Source organism: Rhodococcus sp. IEGM 1302 (genome assembly GCF_030056935.1).
GTDB lineage: Bacteria > Actinomycetota > Actinomycetes > Mycobacteriales > Mycobacteriaceae > Rhodococcus_F > Rhodococcus_F qingshengii.
Genome location: NZ_JASHKY010000025.1, coordinates 31,121 through 53,798, shown reverse-complemented (window position 1 = coordinate 53,798; position 22,678 = coordinate 31,121). Strand labels below are relative to the sequence as shown.

Below are 22,678 nucleotides of genomic sequence, written 5' to 3'. Positions count from 1 at the left end.
GGACGTACGGACTCACTTTCGTCGCATGAGTCCCTTCTTCAAAGGATCGAAGATGAACAGAACATGACAGCACCCACCGCAACACGACGCTCGCGGTTCTTTCAATTCTCGGGTATTGCAACGATTTCCGTTTTCTCCGTCGGCATTCTCGTCTTGCCGGCCGGCACTGCCGGCGCGGAAGCGACTGCTGTCGGACTCGGCACCGCTGAGCCCTTTGCAGTCCTTGCCGGAGCAGGAATCACCAACACCGGACCGACAACCCTCGGCGGCGATATCGGCACGTATCCGACTCCAACCATCACCGGTGTATCGGACCTGACGATTACCGGCACCAATCATGGTGGCGACGCGGTATCGCAGGGAGCGAAACCCGACGTGTTGACTGCCTACAACACTCTTGCCGGTCAGGGACCCACACAACCGACGGGAGACGACTTGACCGGTCGGACACTGGTTTCGGGTGTCTACAACTCCGGTTCGTCGATCGCACTGTCGGGAACCGTCACCCTCGACGCGCAAGGTGACCCCGATGCAGTCTTCGTCTTCCAAGCGGGATCAACGCTGATCACATCGTCGTCCAGCACCGTTGCACTGATCAACGGAACGCAGGCGTGCAATGTTTTCTGGCAGGTTGGAAGTTCCGCCACCCTGGGCACCAACTCCGTCTTCCGAGGAAACCTGTTGGCGCTGACAGACATTACTGCCACAACCGAGGCAACCGTCGAGGGTCGACTGTTGGCGATCAATGGCGCGGTCACTCTGGATACGAACACCGTTACGATCCCGACCTGTGCGCCTCCTGTCACGACCACGACTCCGACCACTACGACGACTACAGTCCCGCCTGACACCGCGACGACTACCACCACGACTGTGGTCCCGCCGGTGGTGACTACAACCACGACGGTCGTCCCGCCGGAGGTGACTACAACCACGACGGTCGTCCCGCCGGAGGTGACTACAACCACGACTGGTACACCGGTGGAAGCGACGACCACCACACCAGGGCCGAACGGCACGACTACAACCACTGTGGACGTACCGCCGATCATCACGACCAGCCGAAACATTCCGTCCATACCCGAGATTCCCGGTCTCCCACCACTGCCGGGAATACCTCCCACCGTTCCCGGGACGGTAACCGTCCCGTCTCGGGTGCCGACGACGTCAGCTTCTCGAACGGGTACCCCGACCACTCAACCGGTAGGCCCGGAATCCCCGAATGTTCGAGCCCCTCAGGTGCAGCAGGTACCACGAGGGTCGGTCGACACCGGTGACGGAAGCACACAATCCCAACGCGACGGACAGTCCAGTGGAGGGTGGATCGCCCTGCTCGTCGGCTTCTTCAGCGTCGTGGCTATGTCGGCCCTCGTCATCCGTCGGACAAGTCGATAGATGAAAGACGAAAACTCCGTGATGGCTCCGCGAACTCGCCGAGCCATCACGGCTCTCGCCCTTACTGTTTCAGTACTCGTAACGGTGGTCGGATGCGCCGGTGGACAATCCGACAGCGGAAATTCACAACCACACTCGTCGCCTCGACAAGACACCACATCCGCGCCACGCGCCACTGACTCTGCACTGCCCGAAAGGGCGCCGGTAACTGCTGAACACCGCCCCGCGCGCCTCGAAATCCCGTCCATCGGCGTCGACACCGACATCATCGATCTCGGACTCGATACCGATGGAGCACTCGAGGTCCCACCGGATGGGAAGGACGCAGGGTGGTACACCGGCGCTCCCGCACCCGGTGAGGTCGGACCGGCAATCATCGCCGGCCACGTCGACTGGCAAGGCACCGACGGGGTCTTCTTCGATCTGCGGAATCTCGAAACAGGAGCCGACATCATCGTCACCCGCGAAGACGGAAGTCGCGCAGTGTTCACCGCTACCAGTGTCGAACACTTCCCCAAAGAGGACTTTCCCACCGACGTCGTATACGGCGACATCGACCACCCCGGACTCCGGATCATCACGTGCGGTGGATCCTTCGACGAAACCGCACGCAGTTACAACGACAACATCATCGCATTCGCCGACCTGGCCTAACCGCCTGAGACGCCGCAGCACACCACTTCGAAAGTCCGCACGAACCGTTGGAGAGCAATGACCGTATTCCACTTTCCCGTGCTCGAGAAGTTTCGATGACAGACACCGACGACATTCGAGCGAGCGCCGAAGCAGGTGTCGACGCTCCTGCATGGCGGGATCGGAAGCGTTACTGGTGGCCGTTGGGATTGCTGATCCCGCTGAGTCCCTTCCTGTCCTGGCTGCTGGTCGAATATTTGCACCTCGGCCTGTTCTGGGCGACCGGTGCCTGGATCCTGATTCTCGTCATCCCGATCGTCGACGTCGCAGTCGGCGCAGATGGCCGCAGCCCACCCGACAACGTGATCGCGGCATTGCAGGACGACCGCTACTACCGCTGGTGTACCTACCTGTTCGTGCCACTTCAATACGCTGGCCTCGTCTTCGCCGCATGGTGTTGGGCGCACGCCCCGATGGCAACCGGAGAGAAGATCGCACTGGCGATGACCGTCGGCGTCGTTGCGGGCGTCGGTATCAATGCCGCACACGAACTAGGCCACAAGAGCAGCCGCCTCGAGCGGCGGTTGGCGAAAATTGTGCTCGCTCAATCGTTCTACGGGCACTTCTACATCGAGCACAATCACGGTCACCACCACGTCAACGTTGCGACGCCGCGCGATCCCGCCAGTGCTCGTTTCGGGGAATCGTTCTGGATATTCCTGCCCCGCAGCGTATTCGGAGGTCTGAAATCGGGCTGGCGGATCGAATCAGCACGCCTGCGCCGGCAGGGTTCACCCGCACTGTCGCCTCGAAACAACATCTTGCAGGCATGGTCGCTGAGCGCCGCACTGTTCGGGACGTTGATCACCTTATTCGGGTGGCAGATACTGCCCTGGCTGCTCCTGCAAGCCTTGGCCGGGATCACGTTCCTCGAGGCCGCAAACTACCTCGAACACTACGGATTGCTCCGTGCGCGAAGACAAGACGGCAGCTTTGTCAAAGCCCGGCCCGAAGACAGTTGGAACAGTGATCATCTCTTGTCCAATTTGTTCCTGTACCAATTACAACGACACAGTGACCATCACGCGAATCCGCGTCTGCGCTACCAATCTCTGCGCAGCGCTCCAACCGCTCCGCAACTCCCTGCCGGATACGCGGTGATGATCGTCTGCGCTGCCGTACCACCACTGTGGCGGCGGATGATGGATCACCGTGTCCTCGGCTACTACAACGGCAACGTCGAGCTCATTCACACCAAGGCGACGATATGAATGACAATGCCCGAGACGACGACCACAGCGACGGGCACTACACGGCCACCGGGCCGACCAAACACGCCAGAGCTGCGTACCAGCCGACGCGCACCCGGCTCAGACGAGCCGCACCGAGCCTGGACGTCGTCGCTGCCGCGGAGTACCTGTTGACCCAGCCCGACGCATACCTCTATCGCCGCCGATACCTCGACCTGATCACTCAAACCCCCGGGCCCGACGGAACATCGATCACCGACTACGCCGCAGCTGAACGCTACCTACTTGTCACCGCTACCGCGCACCGCAGAACTCATAGTGAGGTTCGTCCATTGCCGGCACCCGGCGATTTTCTGTGAAGTGGTCACCGCAGTGTTTGATGCCAGAGAGTGACAACGGCCTGACGAATTCGGGAGCGCAGCATTTGTCATTTGCCATCACAGCTTTGATTCGCGCTCGCCAATGTCATCGAGGATCAAGAACTCGATCTTCGCTCGCTCCCCGTCCGCATCGAAGTCGTTGTCGCGGTCTGAGACACGCGTGATCAGTTCCGTCAGTGCCGCATGGATCGTCGTGTACAGAAATGCACGCGGGTCGGGCACCCCCATCACGTCGTCAGTGTTCATCTGTACCTGCGCCGTAGCGGTACGCCTGCCCAGAAATACACGCGGAAGCCGGATCCCGGTCGGATCGGTCACCACGGAGATGTCGCCACCAACGACAACAAACAGATCGAAGTCGTACTGCATCGCGATGCCCCTCAGCCGGTGTCTGAGCCGAGTCAACTCCTCGATGAAGTCAAGCGGCACCGACGGTCCACCGAATACTGTCCTGAACGTGACCCCGCGAGTCATCGATCTGCCCCCTTTACGAATCATCCATTTCAGGATCGAGGGCCATACCCTCTGTGTCCCCCACGCCAAGTGCTCGGGCATATCGACCGGCATACCGCTCCAGTGCGACTGCTGAATCGGCCTCACCTTCCCATTGATCCGGAATCGCGGTGCCGTCACACGTTGTTCGCGACACTTGCGCCTCGGAGAACTCGACAGCGGTCCGGGTGAAGGAACACCGCACAAAACTCGTGGCCGCCGAGAATCGTGCGCCGCCGAAAGTGCACTCCACGAATGAGGTATCGGCGAACTGCGCACCAGTCAGGTCTGTGTCGTCGAATGCGCATCGTTCGAACACAGTATTGGGCACGGAGCGGAGCCCGCGTGCTTTGGCTCCAGTGAAATCGCAATCGACGACCCTCTTTCCGAGCGCCAGACGAGAGAGCGTCGCACCCCGGAAACTGCACCGTTCGAATCGGCGATTGAAACGGGGCTGTCCGGTCAGTGCCACGAAATCGAAACGGCAGTCGAATAATTCAGATTCGAAGACGGAGATCGAACCCCGAGCGAAACTCAGATCAATCCGTTCCAACGTGAGATACCGGATGTCCAATCCAGCGCTACCCGCTGTCAGGCCACGCACATCGATCAGCCCGTCATCGGTCCCCGCCCATGGGGAGACGAGAGTGTGGGGCGGCTTGACGATCCGCGACTGATCGAGCAGCTGCGCCCGTAAATTATCGACGCCCTCATCTGACCAACGTCGACGTAGGGAGGTGATCGCGGACCGGTTCACGGGCTCAATAGTATCGGCAAGATCCACAGCGATTGGCCGTGGCTGCCCGAGAAGCGAACCACCACACATCAGTACTTCGGTAGGAATCACTTCTCGGAGCGCGCAAAACAGCCGGACCGTGAAATGCACGGCCCGGCTGCAGCGCTCACGCGCACGAAGTGGAACTCGGAGTCAACTGGGGTACTGAAACCGGTCGTGTACGAGCCGTTGACTCATCTCCGGATCGGTATCGAATTATCAACTCTCACAAGTTGATCACGTCGCCCACAAGGATCTGATCGGGATTGACGATCTGCGGATTCATGTCCCACACCTGCTGCCAGGTGAGACCTCGTTCTGTCGCGAGGTCGAACAATGTATCACCGGCTGCAACGACTACCTCTGAGCCGGGCACTGGAGTCTCCGACTCCGGAATGCTTTCTACCGGTACAGATTCGGATGCCTCAGAGTAGACAACGGGAGCAGGCGCCGGTTCCGGTGCAAATTCGGGTGCTACGTCCTGTGTCGGCGCGGGCGCGGGAACAATACTCGACCCGGTATCGCACGCCCCGATCGAACTCAGGAAGGACATGGGATCGACGGCGCCTCCACTGTGAATGCGGAGATGCAGATGTGGGCCGGTGGAGCTACCGGTGTTACCCGTTGCCCCGATCTCGTCGCCTACCTCGACGTGTTGCCCCACACCGACCCATGTTTCGGAGAGGTGGCCCATCTGAATCTGCTCGCCACTGTCCGCTTCCAACTGGATGTACGTTCCATATCCACCCGGATCATTGGGTCCGGCAACAGAAATCGTGCCCGATGTGGGCGCGTGGAGCGCGGTGCCGACGTTGACAGCGAAGTCGACTCCGTCATGTCCCGCGTGGTAACCCTGCGAAAGTGATCCGCTTACCGGCCACTCCCAATTGCAACTCGCCGACCAGCCCTGCGCACCGGCGGTACCTGCATTGGCTACTGCTCCGGCCCCCACAAGGGCGCCCAGTCCCGCAGTTACGGCGATGAATCGTTTTGTGCTGGAAGGCTTGTGTTTTCTGTGCTTACTCATGTTTTCCTTGACTGATGTGCTCGGAGCAGGTGCAGGCTCTACCCGCAGACAGCACTCAATACGTGCTGAGCTACTCGGTGTATCGCACCAAGACTCCGTTGGAGTGAAATGTTCGGATCGCGCCATGGAGAGAGGTACGGTGACCGCTCTCGAACGCGAGCGCGCGCATAGACCCGCAGGTCTGCATCTCCTGGTGACAGCACAGGAGATACGGGTTCTACATCGAGGCAGTGCCTGAATCGATCGTTGATCGAGGACTACGAATGCCGGAACAAACCGAAGGCTTCTCATTCGAAGATCGACAGGGTGGGTGTCTACCCGGATGGTCGGAAAGGGGGTGGAACATGGAGATCCTTGCGTTGCGGATGAGGAATCACCTCATACGCTGTCGCTTCACGACGCTCCACACCACGGTTGAATTACCTGGGTACATACCTGTTTTTGCGCATTCGACCCGACCGGTCGATATCAGGCGCGCCTTCGGTAGATGGCATCTGTTCGAACAATCGCCAGTGCCCCATGTCACTTCTGGAGACGATACCGCGTCTTGGTCACCTGGCGCGTCAGCGTTACCGAGATGGGACATACAGGTGGCATCGCTCCTACAAGCCGAACGGGAGACCAGTGCACGTTCCCGGCATCGGAAACGCGTGCTGATCTCCCGTTCGGCGATCTGTTGCCTAGTGGATCTACTGCTGAGTCGAAGCTACTTTCTCGGCTGCGTGGTGAGCGGCAATGTATCCGTAAACCAGCCCCTGGCCGATCGTTGCACCGGCGCCCGGGTAGGTGTGACCGAATGCGTTGGCCGCAGTATTGCCGATCGCATACAGGCCGTCGATCACGCTGCCGTCCTCACGAAGCACGCGTGCATGCTCGTCCGCCTGCACACCGCCGCAGGTGCCGAGGTCGCTGAGCGTCATCTTCACCGCGTAGAGGGCACTCGTGTCGAGCTTCCTCAGGTTCGGGTTCGGGGACACTGTCGGGTCGCCGTAGTACCGATCGTATGCACTTCCGCCGCGACCAAATTCCGCATCGCTACCGGCAGCAGCGGCCTCGTTGAACTTCTCGAAGGACTCGGCAAAAGCCTCCTCGGGAAGACCGACCTTGCGGGCAAGTTCGACCGGACTGCTCGCCTTGTGCGCGATGCCGGAGTCGAAGAATGCCTGCGGAAGCGGCTGACGAGGGAAGATACCGCCTGCGAACACGTAGCTGTTGCGGTACTCCTGGTCGAAAACAAACCACATCGACTCGGCCGGATCTCCGGCCTTTTCCCGTTCGAGCACGCGCTGGCCGAACGACATGTAGTCCGTCGCCTCGTTCACGAATCGACGACCGGTCTGGTCGACGATGAACGAGCCTGGCAGCGCACGCTCTGCGAGCATCACCATCGGCGGGCGGCCCTTGATGCTTGCCACCGCGGGGAACCACCACGACTGATCCATCGATCCGATACCTGCGCCGAGCTCTTGTGCTGCCTCGATCGCTTCGCCGGTGTTGCCCTCTGCGCCCAGGCTCTCGTGCTCACCGAGGCTCTCCGACTGGTACTTGTGGCGCCACTCCATGTTGTGGTCGAACCCGCCGGCTGCCAGAACGACACCACGCCGAGCCGTCACCGTCACTTCACGTCCGTCTTGCACCACAACTGCACCCGTTACGCGGCCATCTTCGGTGATGAGCCGAACCAACGACGTTTCCGTCCACACCGGGATACCGGCCTGGACCACACCTGCGAACAGGCCGGCAGCGAGCGCCTGACCGCCTGCGATGTATTCACGCTTGAGTACGTACTTGCCGTAAACGCCCTGCGCCAGGCGGCGGATGATGCGAGGGAAAGCCTTGCTCGGCTTCTTCACCATCAGGTTCATCCACTTGTAGTCCGCACCTGTCACCGGCATCGGCAGTCCGGCTTCCATCAAACCGGGCCGCAGGCGACCGCGTTCCGCGCCGAGTACCGACGCGTCGAACGGCAGGCACTCGCAGGTACGTCCGGCGGCGCTACCTCCCGGCAGTTCGGGGTGGTAATCGGAGTATTCCTTGGCCCAGAAGAACTTCATGGGCGTCGTGCGGTAAAGCATGTCGACGGTGGCCGCACCGTTGTCGACGAATGCCTCCCCACGTTGGGCAGGGGCAGTATCACCGACCACCGACCGCACGTATGTCTTCGCGCGCTCAACGGTGTCGCCCGCACCGGCTTTCGCCAAGATCGGGTTGGCAGGCATCCAGAACGCTCCACCGGACCGCGCCGTCGAACCGCCAACGTACTGCGTCTTCTCCACGATCAGCGTGGACAAGCCGAGCTCGTTCGCGGTGAGGGCGGCAGCCATGCCGGTACCGGACCCGATCACCAGTAGATCGACAACGATGTCCTTGGCTTGTGTCGCGGGGGGTGCCTGATTCTTCGCCATTGAACAAATCCCTTCACGTGGTTATCGACGTAGAACGCTAAGGCAGTCGCGGCGCAGAAGGTTCCGGATGCCCAGTCAGCGGGACATTGCGAGTGGATTGGCGAAGAACGGCTCCTGCCACGGTTCGGGCGTTGTGCCCGCCCCAGCAGAATCGCGGCTTGCCTTCTTCGATGTCTACGCTGCTCACGTGAGGACAAATCCCAGCTTCGGCATCGTCGACGAAACGCTCGGCACCCTTGCACGCGGCATGCTTCCCCGCCTACGCCACGTCTTCGAGCAGCACCAGGCTCTTCACCGTCTGGCCGTCGAAGCGATTGTCAACGTCTGACAGACTCGTGCGGTTTGCATTTCATGGACGGGTACTGGCCGGCAGTTCGCTTCAACGGCGACGATGGCGTGATCGAGGTGACTGTCGAATCCTGACCGCGATCCTTGTCTCGGGCTGTCGGCTGATGTTCCTCGGCACTGATGAAGAATAATCATCTACATGAAATGGAACACCCCTACAGAGACCGGCTGGTTCGTCAACCTTGCTGAAGGTGGTTCGGCCGTATCGATATTCGATCCGTCGGGGAACGTTCAAGGCGAACTGATTCCCGCATCCGACGACGGATCGGAGAGCGTTGCCGGCGGGCGGAAGAGGAAATCGTCAACAGCCGAGCAGGATCGATCCAGGCTCACATTCCGCAAAGGCCGACCTGCATCACTTCGATTGTCCGACGGAACGATCGGGACCCTGATCGACCAGAAGCCCAAGGCCATGCGCCGCAAGAACAAGCTGTGCGAAGTCGATATTGCGGGCAGAACATACCTCTTCGTTCATTCATCGGGCCGAAAGGCAACAGCCCGGCGTGACGGAATCGCATTGGCACACATGGAACGTGGCCGATGGTCCGCTAGAAGCACCGTCGCCAGAAGAACCCTCACGGCAACGGACGCCCTTGACGAATGTGTCCTGACACTGTTTCAGAAGGTAGTGACACCTGGACGTACCGGCGCCTTCGATCAGGTACTGACCGACCTCAGCAACATATGACGTACGCCATATTCGGTGGATCTCAACCGCACTCGAGATACTGACTTTCAACTCTCAGGTCCACGGACATGCCTTGGACACAATGAGTTTCACATCTCGGAGCGGAAGGCTGAAACCAGATCATGGTCAATGTCGACGCTTTGAACACGCTCGCCCAGCGATTGTCGCCAGGTGCGATGATCACAGATCCAGATCTACTCCAGTCCTATCGGCAGGACTGGAGTTTCGATCCCGCAGCCGGAACACCGGTTGCCGTAGTACGTGCTTCGACGACGGCAGAGACGGTTCGACGGACGGCATCTGAGGCCGCCACATGTAGCGAATAGCGACGAGTACCTGAATTCTCCTGTGCAACCGGATATGGTGAGGCTGTCGTCTTCAATGCGGCGATGCAAGAAGGGAAGCTACGACCAAAACGTTACGTCGGGGAAGACAAGCAAATCACCTGGACATGGCTGGAGGCCTCCGTGATGAATCTCGTTCGCCGACTGAGCGTCTGCACATCCGTCGTGATCGCTTCTACTCTGACGTCGGTGGCGCTCGCATCCGCCGCGGTGACCATTCCATTCCAGGTCAACCCTGCGCCGTACGGCAACCCGAACGGCAGCTTCGACGCGCCGGCCGTCCGCTGCGTAGCTGTCGTCGGCGAACAACCCGGCACGGTGACGATCACCGGAGGCAAGGAAGGCCGGTGGGGATGCCTGCTCTCGTCCGAAGTGCGCTGGCTGAACCTTTCGACCGGGGCCTCCGGCTTGGCTCGGCTCTCGGACGGTCTCAACGGAGTCCCAGCAGAGGCGATCGTGCAGACCGGGACCGGTCAAGTCGCTGTTGCCGTGCTGTCTGTGGCCGGATCCATCATCACCCCAGGTGTCACATCGTTCTACGTGCCGTAGCACCAGACTCCGCATCACCGGCACCGTGGGACCTAAGGTCCTGTTTACCGACCCGTCATCCCGGTTAGCCTGAAAAGACGCTACCGAGAGGACACTCATGACCTCGTCAGTGCACGAAACGATCGCCGTGGATCTGGATTTGATCGACCTGTACAAGGACCTCCACAGCCATCCGGAACTGGGGTTTCAGGAGCAACGAACATCCAGTCTGGTGGAAAGACATTTAACAGCACTTGGATTCGACACCACCACCGGTGTCGGGACTACCGGAGTCGTCGGAGTCCTGAAGAACGGAGTGGGCCCCACAGCGCTGCTGCGTGCGGATATGGACGCCCTCCCGGTTCGGGAAGAAACCGGATTGGACTACGCCAGTACCGTGACAACGACCGACGATCAGGGAAAGACCGTCTCGGTCAGCCACGCGTGCGGGCATGACCTGCATACGACCTGCTTACTCGGTGCGGCCCGGATCCTCTCTCAGGATACGACGACCTGGTCTGGCACTCTTGTCCTCGTCTTCCAACCGGCTGAGGAACTTGGCGCGGGTGCGCAAGCCATGGTCGACGACGGACTGTTCGAGCGATTCCCGAGGCCCGACATCGTTCTCGGACAACATGTATCGCCGCTAGCGGCAGGCACGATCGCCGGGCACGCCGGCCCCTCGTATGCGGGATCGGACTCACTTCGTGTGAGACTGGTCGGAAAGGGCGCCCACGGATCTATGCCGGAGAACTCGGTCGATCCCGTGGTCATGGCAGCCGAAACCGTGTTGCGTTTGCAAACTGTCATCTCACGCGAGGTCCCGAGTACTGCCACAGCTGTCCTCACCGTCGGCTCCATCCATGCTGGAGATGCCGCCAACGTCATTCCCGGCGAAGCAGAACTGCAACTCAACATCCGCAGCTACGACGCAGGTGTGCGTCAGCGCATCCTGGACAGCGTCGACCGCATCGTCCGGGGCGAAGCGGCCACCGCCGGTGCACCCACCTCACCGACCATCACCGAGACGGAGCACTTTCCGATCGTCGTCAATGATCCGGCAGCGCTGGACAAGACACTCGATGCGTTTGCCGAATGGTTGGGGACGAACAAGATTCTCGATCCCGGTGCGGGAGCAGGAAGTGAAGACGTCGGCATTCTCGCGACCAGTGCCGGTGCGCCACTGTCGTACTGGCTGTTGGGCGGTACCGACCCTTCACTGTTCACGACAGGTGACATGACTGATCCGGCTTTGCGAACCGTGCCGTCGAACCACTCTCCGCACTACGCTCCCGTGATCGAGCCGACCCTGACCATCGGTGTGAACGCCTTGGTCGTCGCGGCCAGGACGTGGCTCCCAACTCCCTAGAGTGTTGCGGGTCCGCAATCGATCGATCGTCCATGCGATCAAGGCTGCAAACGCGTAGGCGCCGCCGAGAATACTTGCAGCGCCCCACCCTGCCGCGTCGAAAACCATAGTGGTGGAAACCGCCCCAGCCGCGCTGCCCAACGAATAGAACACCATGTAACTACCGATGATCTGCCCCGACGATTCCGGTGTGTTCGCGACGATCAGATTCTGGCTCGTGACATGAACAGCCTGCACGGCGAAGTCCAACGCAACAACACCGACAACGAGTAACACCAGCGAGTGCGTCGCCTGCGCGTTGAGTACCCACGACAGCACGAGAACGACCAACGACGCCCCGGTGACGCGTTGCGCTTTGCCTTGATCGGCCCACCGACCGGCACCGACCGCGCCCAATGCTCCAACCAATCCTGCGATTCCGAAGAGCCCGATCTGTGTGGTCGACAACCGCCATGGTTCCTCACTCAACGGCAGGGCCATTCCGCTCCACAAAGCACCAAAGGACGCGAAAAGGAACAAGGCAATCAGGGCCCGGGTGCGAAACAGTCGGTTCGTAAGCGTCAACGTCACGACAGACCCCATTGCACGCACGTACGAACGCCTATCGTGTTGCAAACGAGGATCTTTCGGCAGCATCGTCAGCGCGACGGCCGCGACCAGTACCGAAATGAAAGTGGATCCCGCGTAGACCGCCCGCCAGCCTGCCAGATCCGCAACTGCGCCGGCGACAGTCCGAGCGAGGATGATGCCGACGACAACGCCGCTGGTGATGACACCGATGTTTGCGCCCCGCTCGTCCGGGTCACTGATTGCCGCAGCATAGGCAACTATGACTTGAACAACTACCGAGAACGTGCCTGCGACCGCCATCCCGATCAACAGCTGCAGATTCGTGGTGGCCAGAGCAACAAGCATCGTTCCCGTTGCAGCAGCGACGATCTGGATTGCGATCAATTTCTTTCGATTCACGAGATCGCTCAATGGCACCAACACGATCAACCCCACCACATAACCGAGTTGGGCGAGTGCGACTACGAAACCGAGGCCGGCCGGAGGAATGGAAAGATCCGAGCCTATTTGCCCGAGGAGCGGCTGTGCGTAGTAGATGTCGGCTACCGAGACCCCGCAGAGCACTGCGAGCAACAGGCGAAGTCCGCGAGACATTTTCAACTTGCCCCGCGCGTTCTCGACAGCATGACGTGCAGTCACTTCCACCTCAACTTGGTTGCGTTTTGATACCATTTGAAGGTTACGTCAATACAGTTTCAAAACGCAACCAATGAGGAACTCGATGCCGGATCGCGCACAATGGACAGACCCGCACTGCCCGACGGCCCGAGCGGCCGACATCATCGGCGACAGATGGTCGCTGCTGATCGTGCGTGACGCCTTCGACGGGTCATCGAGATTCAGTCAGTTTCAACGAAACCTGGGCATCGCAAAGAACATTCTCACGGACAGGCTCAAAGTCCTTGTCGAGCAGGGAATCTTCGAAGTCCAACCGAACGCGCAAGGTACCCGCAACGAGTACATCCTGACCGAACGCGGTATGGATCTGTTCATCGTGATCATTAGCCTGCGACAGTGGGGAGAGCGCCACGCCTTCGATGACGGTGAGCCACACTCGATCTTGATCGACGACACCACGGGCGATCCGGTTCCCAGGCTTCGACTGATCAACACACGGAATATCGACCTGGACCCTACAAGTACACATGTGGAGAAGGTCGAGGAAGGTTGACCCGCAACTCGCCAGATTGACAGATGGGCGCACATGATTCGAAGTACGCGCATACTCCGACCATGACTGTCGATCTCGAGTTCTCCTGGCCGCAGTTTCTCTGGATTGCATTCATCTTCGTCGGCGTGCCCGCAACTATCGGCGCGAGCATCATCTGGACAATCTGGCGTTCGGAACGAACTGGCCTGGAGCACTCCACGACCGCCCTCGGCGGCGGGCACACGGGATCGGGCTCACTCGGACTGTGGAGCACCGGCCTGTTGGCCTTTGCACTGGGCTTTCTGTCTTGCGTGGGCTGGCTCAGCTGGTCAGCCGACTACAAAGGCGGATTCCGCGGCCCCGGCCTGCCTGCCCCGACACAGTTCCCCACCTGGCAGGTCGTCGCCTGTGGACTGACAGTGATTCTGGCGTGTTTCGGTTCCGCCCATTGCTCGCGATGGATGAAGGCCGGCGGTATGACGGCCGCTGCCGGCACTGCTGCAGGATTCACCACAGCATTCAGCATCGACGCCAGTGCCGATATCACCGGACAGGCAGGCGTGGGCGTCGCACTGTCCACAATCGGATGGGGCCTCACCCTTACCGCACTGATGCTTCTGCGCAGCAAGTGGTCGCAACAAGGATGATTCATTGCCGGATCATCCATACTCCGAGTAAAGAATTCGATAGGCGGACCTAACACGTTTCGAAATTCATTAAGAAGAAAATCGATTCCAGATACAGGATCGCCTGATTGCCGAACCTCCACGAGATCCTCGAAAAATATGAGACAGAAGCCTTATCGCTTCCGTGCCAACCCTTTGACGCATGCGGATCATAATATTCTTCGAACATCACGCGGAAGTGCACACAAGTCTGTGACTCACGGCATTATCCGATTTATCACGGGAAATCGTGATAAATCATCACCGTCCCCGAACTGCAACAACGCCTTAAGTTACAGATTCAACTAGTTTGAAACCATAGGGTTTCTTCCTTTTTCTCGGCGTCTCGATTCCGTAATGCTTGACATCGAATTGTCTTTCGTTCTCAATGAGCAATGTCAACTGACGGCGATGCCCCTCAGTGCATCAACGCAGTAATTCCGCTATCGAATCCAGTGAAGGGAACAGCCGCGAAATGACGGTTGCCGAGAGCTTGAAAGATAGGAATCTGTACTCCAACCTCAGGCGTGCTGCTGATTTGAGCGACCCATTCTGGGATCGCGCAGTCAGTGAGGGTCTGGCCGATCTCACTGCCGATCGCGTCGCAGGTTTCGAACACCGGACGATCCAAGGATACGAATTCGAGAACTTCTCCACGTACTCGTATCTGGGGCTCGACACCGACGACCGAATTCGTTCGGGTGCGATCGCCGCTCTCGAGCGCGAACGAACGTTGAACAGTTCCATCTCGCGGATGAGAGTCCACTCCAGCCTTCTCGACGACACAGAGGCCGCGTTGAGCGAACTGCTTGACGCACATGTGCTCACCCTCGGATCCGCCGCAAACGCTGCGTGGAGCTTGCTCCCCCTCGTCGCGTCCGGGTTGCTCACCGGCGGTGAACCTCCCCTCATGGTGTTCGACAAGAACGCACACTTCTGCCTCAATGCCATGAAGGCGAGCGTCGCCGACGAAACGACGATCGTGACCATTCGGCACGACGACGTCGATGAACTCGAAAGTCTTTGCCGAACAAATTCTCAGGTGGCATACGTGGCGGACACCGTCTACAGCACAGGCGGGAAGGCGCCCCTGAACGAACTGTTTGCATTACAGGCCAAATACGGACTGATTCTCGTTCTCGACGAGGCGCACAGCACCTCGGTCATCGGACACAACGGGCGTGGCGCGGTCCTGGATCTCATCGGCAGCCTCAATGATCGAACATTCTTGCTGACATCACTGAACAAGGGATTCGGTGCTTCCGGCGGTGCGATCGCACTCGGCCGGAACGGGGGCAGTCGAAATCGTGATCTCGCACTTCGCTACGGCGGCCCGTTGACGTGGTCGCAGCGTGTGAACGTAGCCGGGCTGGGTGCTATTGCGGCGTCCGTGGAGCTCCACCGCAGCGGAGAGGTCGACAAGCGGCAGCGGCAACTCCGCACGGTTGTCGAACTGTTCGATTCGCTCGTCGACACGCCGGCATCGGGCGATGGACTCCCGATCCGCTTCGTCACGCTCCACGAGGAAGAACAAACCATCACCGCAGCACAGAAACTGCTGGCTAGCGGTTTCTACACATCGGCGGTCTTCTTCCCTGTCATCGGCCGGGGCAAAGCCGGGCTGAGACTGATGCTTCGGGCGGACCTTCCACATGCAACGATCGAGCGCTTCGCCGACGTCCTACGAAGTGTCACGGAATGAGCGACGACCGCACTGTCGCAGTGACACCGCTGGCTTGTGCCGTCGTGTTGACAGCACAAATGGCCACGACCATCTACCTCCCTTCACTGCCGAAGATCGCGACGGATCTGGGCATCGAAGATTCCGTGGTGAAGTGGTCGGTGACACTCTTCGTGATCAGTGCCGCACTTCCGGTGGTCGTGTGGGGGCGGTTGGCAGATCGACTCGGACGCAGGACGGCACTGTTGTCCAGCTTGGTATTGTTCGTGATCGCCTGCATTGCATTGGCTTTGGTCCAGAGCGCCGCCGTACTACTGATCGGCCGGATCGTTCAAGGCATCGGAGCAGGAGGTGCGGCCATCATCGTGCGAATGATGGTGAAGGACAAGTTCACCGGTTCGGAGTTGGCTAGCCGCTTGTCGCTGTTGTCGATGGCATTTGTGGTGGCACTGGGCGGTGGCCAACTGATCGGCGGCGCTCTTGCGTCGTTCACCTCGTGGCGAACCGGCTTCGGCGTGCTCGGAGTACTCGGAGCAGCACTCGCTGCGGTGGCACTGAGGACCGAGAACACCACAGTCCGCGACAACAACGAACGCGTTGTTCGGTGGAATGCCATAGTCCTGACACCCCGGTTCTACAAACCAGCCATTGCGGGGGGCCTGGGTTTCGGCGCGATAGTCCTTGTGCAGCAATCGAGCCCCTTCCTGTTCAGCGATCGATTCGACTTGCAACCGTGGGCATTCGGAGCCTTCGGAATCCTCTACGGAACCGCCTACTTCAGCGGCGCGCTTTACGTCAATCGAAGGGCCACAACCGTCGGTTCAGAGAAGTTGATGCGTCGAGGTGCGCTGTGCATGCTGCTTGCCGGCCTCGTCCTCATGCTCTGCTGGTATCCCCCACTCGGTTCCACGCCGTTGCTCGCGGTCTTCCTGCTCGGATACATCGCATTGACATTTGGGCAATCGCTTCTCTTCCCGAACTCGGCAGCATCAGCAGTGACGCATTTTGCTGAAGGCGGAGCCATCGCCGTCGCGTACTGCGGACTCGTACAGCAGGGAATTGCCGGCTTCGCCTCTGTAGTCGGACCTCTCGCATCCGATGAACGCGTGTGGTCAGCAATCGTCACACTGATCACTGCAGCAGCGACTGCGCTCGTATTCTCCCTCCGCACAGCTTCCTCCGAACCGACAGTAGGTACGTCCCATGCCCGTCATTGAACGCACCGCACAACTCGACCCCGGTACCCGCGAGCAAAACTTACTGGCATACAAGGAAATTCGCGAGCGAGTTGCGGACGCGCAACACTTGTCCGTTCACGGGGCACCCGAGCGGTCGGTTGCCAAGCACCGGGCTCGCGGCAAATTGCCCGCTCGCGAACGCATCGATGCTCTTCTCGACGTGCAGTCCCCGTTCTTCGAGATCGGACAACTGGCCGGATTCGAGGTGTACGACGAGCAACTCCCGTCGGCTGGTCTGGTCACGGGCGTAGGGCTCATCCGCGGCTCACTCTGCGCCATCTTCGCGAACGACGCCACCGTCAAGGGCGGCACCTACTACCCGCTGACCGTCAAGAAGCAACTGCGATTGCAATCCGTCGCTCGTCGGCTGAGGCTGCCGTGTGTCTATCTCGTCGATTCCGGAGGTGTTTTCCTTCCGATGCAGGACGAGATCTTCCCCGACGAGCACCATTTCGGCGAGATGTTCAAGAACATCGCCGAAATGTCGGCAGACGGCATCGTTCAGATCGCAGCAGTCATGGGTTCCTGCACGGCTGGAGGTGCATACATCCCAGCGATGTGCGACGAGACCGTCATCGTCCGCGGTACCGGCACCGTCTATCTGGGCGGCCCTCAGTTGGTCAAGGCTGCAACCGGTGTCGACGTCGAACCGCAAGAGCTCGGCGGCGCCGACGTGCACGGGGTGATCAGCGGCGTCGTCGATCACATCGCCAACGACGACATCGAGGCTCTGAGCATGATCGCCGACATCGTCGCCCGCGGTGATCGACGGGAGGTACGGGCGCCGTCACGATCTCCGCGACCACCTCTTCACTCCCCCGAGCAGCTCGACACGGTGATCCCGGCTTCCTCGAAAACCCCGATCGTCGCGCGCGACGTTCTGGCCCACCTGCTCGATGCCAGCGAATTAGTCGAGTACCGAGCGAATTACGGCCGAACCATCGTCTGCGGGACCGGCCACATCGAGGGGTACACCGTCGGGGTCATCATGAACGACGGTGTGCTCTTTTCGGAGGACTCCCTCAAGGCCGCGAACTTCGTCGAACTGTGCTCACAACGAGACATCCCATTGTTGTTCCTGCACAACGTCAACGGATTCATGGTCGGGAAGCAGTACGAGGCGGAAGGTATCGCCAAACACGGCGCGAAACTGGTCAATGCCGTTGCCTGCGCCAGGGTTCCCAAGCTCAGCATCGTCATCGGCGGAAGCTACGGGGCGGGAAATCTCGCGATGTGCGGACGCTCGATAGGTCCTGACTTCATGGCCGTGTGGCCGAACGCGAAGACCACCGTGGTCGGTTCCGAGCAAGCAGCGTCGGTGATGGCATTGATGAAGATCGAATCTGCGCGCACACGCGGAACTCCGCTCACGGAAGAGGAAATCGAGGAAATCAAACGGCCGATACGCGAAGGTTACGACCGGCAGGGCGAGTCGGTGTACGTCGCATCCAGGCTATGGGTTGACGCGATCGTCGACCCGGTCGACACGCGATCCTGGGTTTCACTCGCGCTGTCCATGCTTCCCCGCAATCACGGAACAACGCGCTTCGGCGTCTTCAGGATGTGAGAACATGACTCGACTTCTCATCGCCAATCGGGGTGAAATCGTCACGCGCATCGCGCGCACGGCCCGTCGTCTCGGCATGTCGGTAGTGACGATCTCCTCCCCCGTCGATTCACACGCACAGTGGCATCGCCTCGCCGATCACACCGTGCTTCTGGACGGAGACATCCCCTCGGAGTCCTACACCAATTCGGATCAAATCATTGCGGCCGCGCTGGCCGCGGATTGCGATGCCGTGCACCCGGGTTACGGATTCCTCTCCGAAGACTCCGATTTCGCTGAAGCCGTCGTCGCTGCAGGTCTGACATTCGTCGGTCCGGCCGCTGAATCCATCGCTCTACTCGGAGACAAGGCAAGAGCGAAGAAGGCCGCCGCTGACGCCGGCATCCCGACTCTCACCGCGTGGGGCGAGGCAAGCGCCGATCCCGATACCGTCCTCGGTCACGTTCGATCTCTCGACGTGCCGGTGCTGCTGAAACCGGTGTTCGGGGGCGGCGGCAAGGGGATGGTTCGACTACATCCGGGTGATGACGCACGAGAGGTCATCACCTCTGCAATCGGTTTGAACGAAAGGAACTTCGGCCGCGGCGACCTGATGATCGAAACGCTGGTGGAGCGTCCGCGTCACATCGAAGTTCAGGTCCTCTTCGATTCCTTCGGTACAGGAGTTCACTTCTTCACCCGTGAATGCTCCCTACAGCGTCGGAACCAGAAGATCATCGAGCAGGCACCGGCAAGTTCTGTCCCCGAATCGGTCCTGGGAGCCATGCAGCACGACGCTCTGCGACTACTCGGAGGCGTCGGCTACGTGAATGCGGCAACCGTCGAATTTCTGGTTGACGCCGAAAACCGCTACTACTTTCTCGAAGTCAACACGCGCCTACAAGTCGAACACACGGTCACCGAGGAAGTGACCGGCGTCGATCTCGTCGAACTGCAACTCGACATCGCCCTCGGCGCCCGTTTGCCGTTACAGCAGCGCCATATCGCGCTGCGGGGTTTCGCGGTGCAAGCCAGAATCTACGCCGAGGATCCGTCGAACGGGTTTCGGCCCGCACCTTCACATTCCGTGGACATAGCCTGGCCGTCGGGGGTTCGCATCGACAGTGCTTTCGAGGGTGCCGGCAGCATTCCGCCGTTCTACGATCCGATGATCGCAAAGGTCATAGCAAGCGGTCCGACGCGGTCAACCGCACTGGAATCATTGGACCGAGCTTTGACCGACTCGAGTTACTTCGGTGGAACCTCGAATATCGGTTTCCTCCGACTTCTCTTGGCGACACCGGCTGTGCGCGCGGATGACATTCACACTTCCTTCGTCGACGAGCACCTCACTCGGTTGATCCCGGATTCTGCAGAGCTCCAGGCCACCGCCGCTGCTGTTGCGATGGTGTGGACTTCCGTCGAGGAACAATCGCCGGTCACCGGGTCGTCGTGGACCGGCCCCCACGGACTACATCGAGAGACATTGCGCAAGTTGGGATCCGACCCGATCGGACGCGAACTCATTGCCGACGCCCGCGTCGTGCCGACAACCGTCATCTCACAACGAAGCAACCACTGGATTGTCGCCGCCGACGGCCGGAACATTTCGGTGGTCGTCAGGGGTGGAACCGACGAGGTGACACTCAGTCTGGTCGCCGATGGTTTGACAACCACCGCTGGGCGCCTCGGAGTCGGCACCGGTACATGGGTGTGCGTTGGTGGCTGGACCGTGAAGGTGGACGAGAAAGTCTATACAGCAAAGGATTCCGATCTCAGCGACGGAGAGATCACATCGAAGATGCCGGGAACCGTGCTGGCAGTGCTGCAGACTGGAACGCGGGTGTCGGAAGGTGATGTCGTCGCGGTCGTAGAAGCAATGAAGATGGAGACTGCCCTTCGTGCTTCCTCACCCGGAATCGTCTCGGCGGTGACAGTAACGGTGGGAGATGTCATCGATGCCGGACAAGTGCTGGCAGCCGTGGCGCCATGAGTAAAGATTGCCACGATCTTATCTCTTTCTTGACTGAAGCAATTGTTACACAATATCTTTCATGTCAGAAGCAGGGGGAATCGAGCGTCGCGCAGTCATTGTTTCCGCAACCGAACTCCGCGAACTCATTCGTTCCGATCGGACGCTCGTCGTCGTCAACGTGGTGCGAGACAACAGCGAGGGCGGAGCCGGAATCATTACTGCGCCGCAGTCCATCACATTGTCGATCAACAACTTTCAAAGCAGTGGAGGCGGGACTGACGGGAATCGACCGCTGCCAGACCTCGCCGCATTCGGAAGAACACTGAACGATCTGAAAGTATCCGCCGATGCTCACATCGTGGTCTACAGTTCGGACAGCCCCCTGCTTGCGGCCCGCGCGTGGTTCACGCTTCGCTGGGCAGGACGTTCAGTGCGGTACTTGGACGGCGGATCGTCCGGATGGGTTACAGCCCGGAAACGCACATCGACAAACGATTCGATTCCCGTACCACCTTCCACCACTAGCACGACACTCGCCGACGCAGAAGACGCCCTGCGCGCGGCATCGGCCGGCAGATTGCTCGACGCCCGAGGATCGAGCAGTTTCCGCGCCGGCCACATCCCCGGATCTATCTCAGCGCCGGCAACTGACCTACTCGACGACAACGGATTCCTACTTCCCGACCGCGAGTTACGAGAATACTTCCACCAGTTCGGAATAGAGCGTGGTGCCACCGTCGTGTCCTATTGCGGCGGCGGAGTTGCCGCGTCGCACAACGCACTGGCGCTTGCAGCGGTCGGCATCAGCTCCGCGGTCTACGTCGCGTCGTGGTCGGGGTGGAGCGCCGACCCCGAACGACCCGTCTCCACTGACATCCATCACACACCAAGGAATCCGGACCAGCGATGACACGACAGATGATCCTCGGCGCCTACATGGTCTTTCCGAGTATGCACAGTGCCGGAATGTGGCGGCATTCGTACTCGGAGAATGCCTTCGAGGACAGAGCGCTCTACGAGCGATACGCGCAAGCAGCGGAACGAGCAAAATTCGACCTGATACTGATACCTGAGCGTGTGCACTACGTCGACGGCCACACCAAATACGGTCTGCTGACCGGCTTTCAACATGATCCGACGCAGTTGGCTGCAGTGGTGGCCGGCGCAACAAATCGTATCGGTCTCGGCGTAACCCTTTCGGCAAGCTTCAACAGCCCGTACAACCTGGCGAGAACTCTGGGCAGCCTCGACATACTCAGCGGTGGGCGCGCGGCCTGGAACATCGTGATGACGGCACCCGGTCCGGCTAACGACAACTTTCCCGAAGTCGATCGGCTTCCGAGAGAAGAACTGTACGAGCGCGGCGACGAAGTTCTCGAAGCAACCACCGCACTCTGGTCGTCGTGGGACGGCGACGCCGTATCTGCCGATCGCGACAGCGGAATCTACGCAGACACAAGCAAGATTCACGCGGCCGACTACAAGGGCAAATACTTGTCGGTGCAGGGTCCACTCACCTTGCCACAATCACCTCAGGGCCGCCCGGTCTTCATCCAGGCAGGTGAATCTGTGAGAGGGCGCGAATTCGGTGGGCGGTGGGCAGATCTGGTCTTTGCGATCGACCCGTTGGAGGAAGATCTTCGAGCGAAGCGCAAGGCAATTCGCGGCTACGCGGAAGAGGCCGGACGCGACCCTGATTCGGTGCGCCTCGTCGCCGCTGTGCAACCGATAGTCGGCGAGACGACGAGCATCGCGAAGGAACGGCAGGAGTACCTGCGATCCTTGATCCATCCGGATGCGGCAATCGAGTGGGTCTCCCACTCCGCAGGACTAGACTTGTCGCAGTTCGATCCGTCCACTCCGATCGCCGAAGTTCTCAACCGCGGTAGTGGCCCCTCGCGTCGATTGGCACGCCTGATCGAATCCCGAAATCTCACCATCGCCGAAACCGCAGAGTTGTTCGCGCGCAATGATCTCACTCCCGAGATTGTCGGCTCGCCGCAAGAAGTGGCGGACGAGTTGACGCACCTCTTCGAATCGGGAGCAGCTGACGGTTTCATCCTGACCGCTACCCACTTCCCCAGGGGGCTCGACGACTTCGCGAGTTCCGTCGTGCCACTTCTGCAAGATCGGGGCGTGTTCCGGCGCGAATACACCGGAACGACCCTGCGGTCCCACATCTTCGACACCACTCGCACTTCCCCACGATGAACGGAACT

20 protein-coding genes and 1 pseudogene are annotated in these 22,678 nt (G+C 60.1%); 16 read left to right on the top strand and 5 right to left on the bottom strand.

Annotated features, from left to right (window positions below; genetic code table 11):
- The first annotated feature begins 63 nt into the window (after positions 1-63).
- The 4 genes from QM609_RS24240 (at position 64) to QM609_RS24225 (ending at position 3,637) form a co-directional block, all read left to right on the top strand.
- A complete protein-coding gene (locus QM609_RS24240) occupies positions 64-1,395 on the top strand; it encodes an ice-binding family protein (protein WP_064689434.1) in 1,332 nt (443 codons plus the stop codon).
- Positions 1,396-2,049, top strand: a complete 654-nt coding sequence (locus tag QM609_RS24235) for a class F sortase (protein WP_003943710.1) — start codon at positions 1,396-1,398, stop codon at positions 2,047-2,049.
- A 95-nt stretch (positions 2,050-2,144) separates the two neighbouring features.
- Positions 2,145-3,299 carry an alkane 1-monooxygenase gene (locus QM609_RS24230; protein ID WP_283337554.1) on the top strand — a complete coding sequence of 385 codons (1,155 nt, stop codon included), beginning with the start codon at positions 2,145-2,147 and terminating at the stop codon, positions 3,297-3,299.
- Positions 3,296-3,637 carry a hypothetical protein gene (locus QM609_RS24225; protein ID WP_064114314.1) on the top strand — a complete coding sequence of 114 codons (342 nt, stop codon included), beginning with the start codon at positions 3,296-3,298 and terminating at the stop codon, positions 3,635-3,637. The genes QM609_RS24230 and QM609_RS24225 overlap by 4 nt, the downstream gene beginning before the upstream one ends.
- A gap of 78 nt (positions 3,638-3,715) precedes the next feature.
- Here QM609_RS24225 and QM609_RS24220 read toward each other — a convergent pair whose 3' ends face one another.
- From QM609_RS24220 to QM609_RS24205, 4 genes are all read right to left on the bottom strand, one after another.
- Positions 3,716-4,132: a hypothetical protein gene (locus QM609_RS24220; RefSeq protein WP_042452357.1), complete on the bottom strand. Its 417-nt coding sequence runs from the start codon at positions 4,130-4,132 to the stop codon at positions 3,716-3,718.
- 13 nt (positions 4,133-4,145) lie between these two features.
- Positions 4,146-4,976, bottom strand: a complete 831-nt coding sequence (locus QM609_RS24215) for a pentapeptide repeat-containing protein (protein WP_228232486.1) — start codon at positions 4,974-4,976, stop codon at positions 4,146-4,148.
- A gap of 175 nt (positions 4,977-5,151) precedes the next feature.
- Positions 5,152-5,952: a peptidoglycan DD-metalloendopeptidase family protein gene (locus QM609_RS24210; protein WP_228232484.1), complete on the bottom strand. Its 801-nt coding sequence runs from the start codon at positions 5,950-5,952 to the stop codon at positions 5,152-5,154.
- Between the two features lie 689 nt (positions 5,953-6,641).
- The gene (locus QM609_RS24205; protein ID WP_003943733.1) at positions 6,642-8,357 is read right to left on the bottom strand and encodes a 3-ketosteroid-delta-1-dehydrogenase; all 1,716 of its coding nucleotides are present in this window, start codon (positions 8,355-8,357) and stop codon (positions 6,642-6,644) included.
- 187 nt (positions 8,358-8,544) lie between these two features.
- On the opposite strand from QM609_RS24205, the gene QM609_RS24200 reads away from it, so the two are divergent.
- The 4 genes from QM609_RS24200 to QM609_RS24185 all read left to right on the top strand — a co-directional run bounded on the left by QM609_RS24200 (position 8,545) and on the right by QM609_RS24185 (position 11,634).
- Positions 8,545-8,685, top strand: coding sequence for a hypothetical protein (locus tag QM609_RS24200; protein WP_156423194.1), 141 nt, complete (start codon positions 8,545-8,547; stop codon positions 8,683-8,685).
- A gap of 159 nt (positions 8,686-8,844) precedes the next feature.
- Positions 8,845-9,393 (top strand): hypothetical protein, encoded by a 549-nt coding sequence (locus tag QM609_RS24195; protein WP_064443219.1) that lies wholly within the window; start codon positions 8,845-8,847, stop codon positions 9,391-9,393.
- 470 nt (positions 9,394-9,863) lie between these two features.
- On the top strand, positions 9,864-10,286 hold the full coding sequence (locus QM609_RS24190) for a hypothetical protein (protein ID WP_042925682.1): 423 nt from the start codon (positions 9,864-9,866) through the stop codon (positions 10,284-10,286).
- 97 nt (positions 10,287-10,383) lie between these two features.
- Positions 10,384-11,634 (top strand): amidohydrolase, encoded by a 1,251-nt coding sequence (locus QM609_RS24185; protein ID WP_149357787.1) that lies wholly within the window; start codon positions 10,384-10,386, stop codon positions 11,632-11,634.
- A gap of 66 nt (positions 11,635-11,700) precedes the next feature.
- Here the strand turns inward: QM609_RS24185 and QM609_RS24180 are convergent.
- A pseudogene (locus tag QM609_RS24180) lies at positions 11,701-12,798 on the bottom strand (MFS transporter); the annotation flags it as partial.
- Between the two features lie 127 nt (positions 12,799-12,925).
- Between QM609_RS24180 and QM609_RS24175 the strand changes: the two are divergent.
- The 8 genes from QM609_RS24175 (at position 12,926) to QM609_RS24140 (ending at position 22,670) form a co-directional block, all read left to right on the top strand.
- Positions 12,926-13,375, top strand: coding sequence for a winged helix-turn-helix transcriptional regulator (locus QM609_RS24175; RefSeq protein WP_007726458.1), 450 nt, complete (start codon positions 12,926-12,928; stop codon positions 13,373-13,375).
- Positions 13,376-13,398: 23 nt separating this feature from the next.
- Complete coding sequence (locus QM609_RS24170; RefSeq protein WP_083745022.1) at positions 13,399-14,001, top strand: hypothetical protein; 603 nt, start codon at positions 13,399-13,401, stop codon at positions 13,999-14,001.
- Positions 14,002-14,494: 493 nt separating this feature from the next.
- Positions 14,495-15,721 (top strand): aminotransferase class I/II-fold pyridoxal phosphate-dependent enzyme, encoded by a 1,227-nt coding sequence (locus QM609_RS24165; RefSeq protein WP_076948773.1) that lies wholly within the window; start codon positions 14,495-14,497, stop codon positions 15,719-15,721.
- Positions 15,718-16,917 carry an MFS transporter gene (locus QM609_RS24160; protein WP_047269020.1) on the top strand — a complete coding sequence of 400 codons (1,200 nt, stop codon included), beginning with the start codon at positions 15,718-15,720 and terminating at the stop codon, positions 16,915-16,917. Before QM609_RS24165 ends, QM609_RS24160 begins: the two co-directional genes overlap by 4 nt.
- A complete protein-coding gene (locus QM609_RS24155; protein ID WP_003943673.1) occupies positions 16,904-18,505 on the top strand; it encodes a carboxyl transferase domain-containing protein in 1,602 nt (533 codons plus the stop codon). Before QM609_RS24160 ends, QM609_RS24155 begins: the two co-directional genes overlap by 14 nt.
- Before the next feature lie 4 nt (positions 18,506-18,509).
- Entirely contained in the window at positions 18,510-20,477 is a 1,968-nt protein-coding gene (locus QM609_RS24150; RefSeq protein WP_076948772.1) for an acetyl/propionyl/methylcrotonyl-CoA carboxylase subunit alpha, read from the top strand.
- Positions 20,478-20,538: 61 nt separating this feature from the next.
- Positions 20,539-21,369 (top strand): sulfurtransferase, encoded by an 831-nt coding sequence (locus QM609_RS24145; protein ID WP_073513445.1) that lies wholly within the window; start codon positions 20,539-20,541, stop codon positions 21,367-21,369.
- On the top strand, positions 21,366-22,670 hold the full coding sequence (locus QM609_RS24140) for an NtaA/DmoA family FMN-dependent monooxygenase (protein WP_007726446.1): 1,305 nt from the start codon (positions 21,366-21,368) through the stop codon (positions 22,668-22,670). Before QM609_RS24145 ends, QM609_RS24140 begins: the two co-directional genes overlap by 4 nt.
- Positions 22,671-22,678 lie beyond the last annotated feature (8 nt).

What these genes read in the sequence shown, in the direction of transcription:
- QM609_RS24205 (WP_003943733.1), bottom strand. Translation starts at nt 8,357, where the DNA reads ATGGCGAAGAATCAGGCACCCCCCGCGACACAAGCCAAGGACATCGTT.
- QM609_RS24235 (WP_003943710.1), top strand. Translation starts at nt 1,396, where the DNA reads ATGAAAGACGAAAACTCCGTGATGGCTCCGCGAACTCGCCGAGCCATC.
- QM609_RS24220 (WP_042452357.1), bottom strand. Translation starts at nt 4,132, where the DNA reads ATGACTCGCGGGGTCACGTTCAGGACAGTATTCGGTGGACCGTCGGTG.
- QM609_RS24150 (WP_076948772.1), top strand. Translation starts at nt 18,510, where the DNA reads ATGACTCGACTTCTCATCGCCAATCGGGGTGAAATCGTCACGCGCATC.
- QM609_RS24165 (WP_076948773.1), top strand. Translation starts at nt 14,495, where the DNA reads ATGACGGTTGCCGAGAGCTTGAAAGATAGGAATCTGTACTCCAACCTC.
- QM609_RS24175 (WP_007726458.1), top strand. Translation starts at nt 12,926, where the DNA reads ATGCCGGATCGCGCACAATGGACAGACCCGCACTGCCCGACGGCCCGA.
- QM609_RS24195 (WP_064443219.1), top strand. Translation starts at nt 8,845, where the DNA reads ATGAAATGGAACACCCCTACAGAGACCGGCTGGTTCGTCAACCTTGCT.
- QM609_RS24140 (WP_007726446.1), top strand. Translation starts at nt 21,366, where the DNA reads ATGACACGACAGATGATCCTCGGCGCCTACATGGTCTTTCCGAGTATG.
- QM609_RS24185 (WP_149357787.1), top strand. Translation starts at nt 10,384, where the DNA reads ATGACCTCGTCAGTGCACGAAACGATCGCCGTGGATCTGGATTTGATC.
- QM609_RS24210 (WP_228232484.1), bottom strand. Translation starts at nt 5,952, where the DNA reads ATGAGTAAGCACAGAAAACACAAGCCTTCCAGCACAAAACGATTCATC.
- QM609_RS24240 (WP_064689434.1), top strand. Translation starts at nt 64, where the DNA reads ATGACAGCACCCACCGCAACACGACGCTCGCGGTTCTTTCAATTCTCG.
- QM609_RS24190 (WP_042925682.1), top strand. Translation starts at nt 9,864, where the DNA reads ATGAATCTCGTTCGCCGACTGAGCGTCTGCACATCCGTCGTGATCGCT.
- QM609_RS24230 (WP_283337554.1), top strand. Translation starts at nt 2,145, where the DNA reads ATGACAGACACCGACGACATTCGAGCGAGCGCCGAAGCAGGTGTCGAC.
- QM609_RS24160 (WP_047269020.1), top strand. Translation starts at nt 15,718, where the DNA reads ATGAGCGACGACCGCACTGTCGCAGTGACACCGCTGGCTTGTGCCGTC.
- QM609_RS24215 (WP_228232486.1), bottom strand. Translation starts at nt 4,976, where the DNA reads ATGTGTGGTGGTTCGCTTCTCGGGCAGCCACGGCCAATCGCTGTGGAT.
- QM609_RS24170 (WP_083745022.1), top strand. Translation starts at nt 13,399, where the DNA reads ATGGGCGCACATGATTCGAAGTACGCGCATACTCCGACCATGACTGTC.
- QM609_RS24155 (WP_003943673.1), top strand. Translation starts at nt 16,904, where the DNA reads ATGCCCGTCATTGAACGCACCGCACAACTCGACCCCGGTACCCGCGAG.
- QM609_RS24225 (WP_064114314.1), top strand. Translation starts at nt 3,296, where the DNA reads ATGAATGACAATGCCCGAGACGACGACCACAGCGACGGGCACTACACG.
- QM609_RS24145 (WP_073513445.1), top strand. Translation starts at nt 20,539, where the DNA reads ATGTCAGAAGCAGGGGGAATCGAGCGTCGCGCAGTCATTGTTTCCGCA.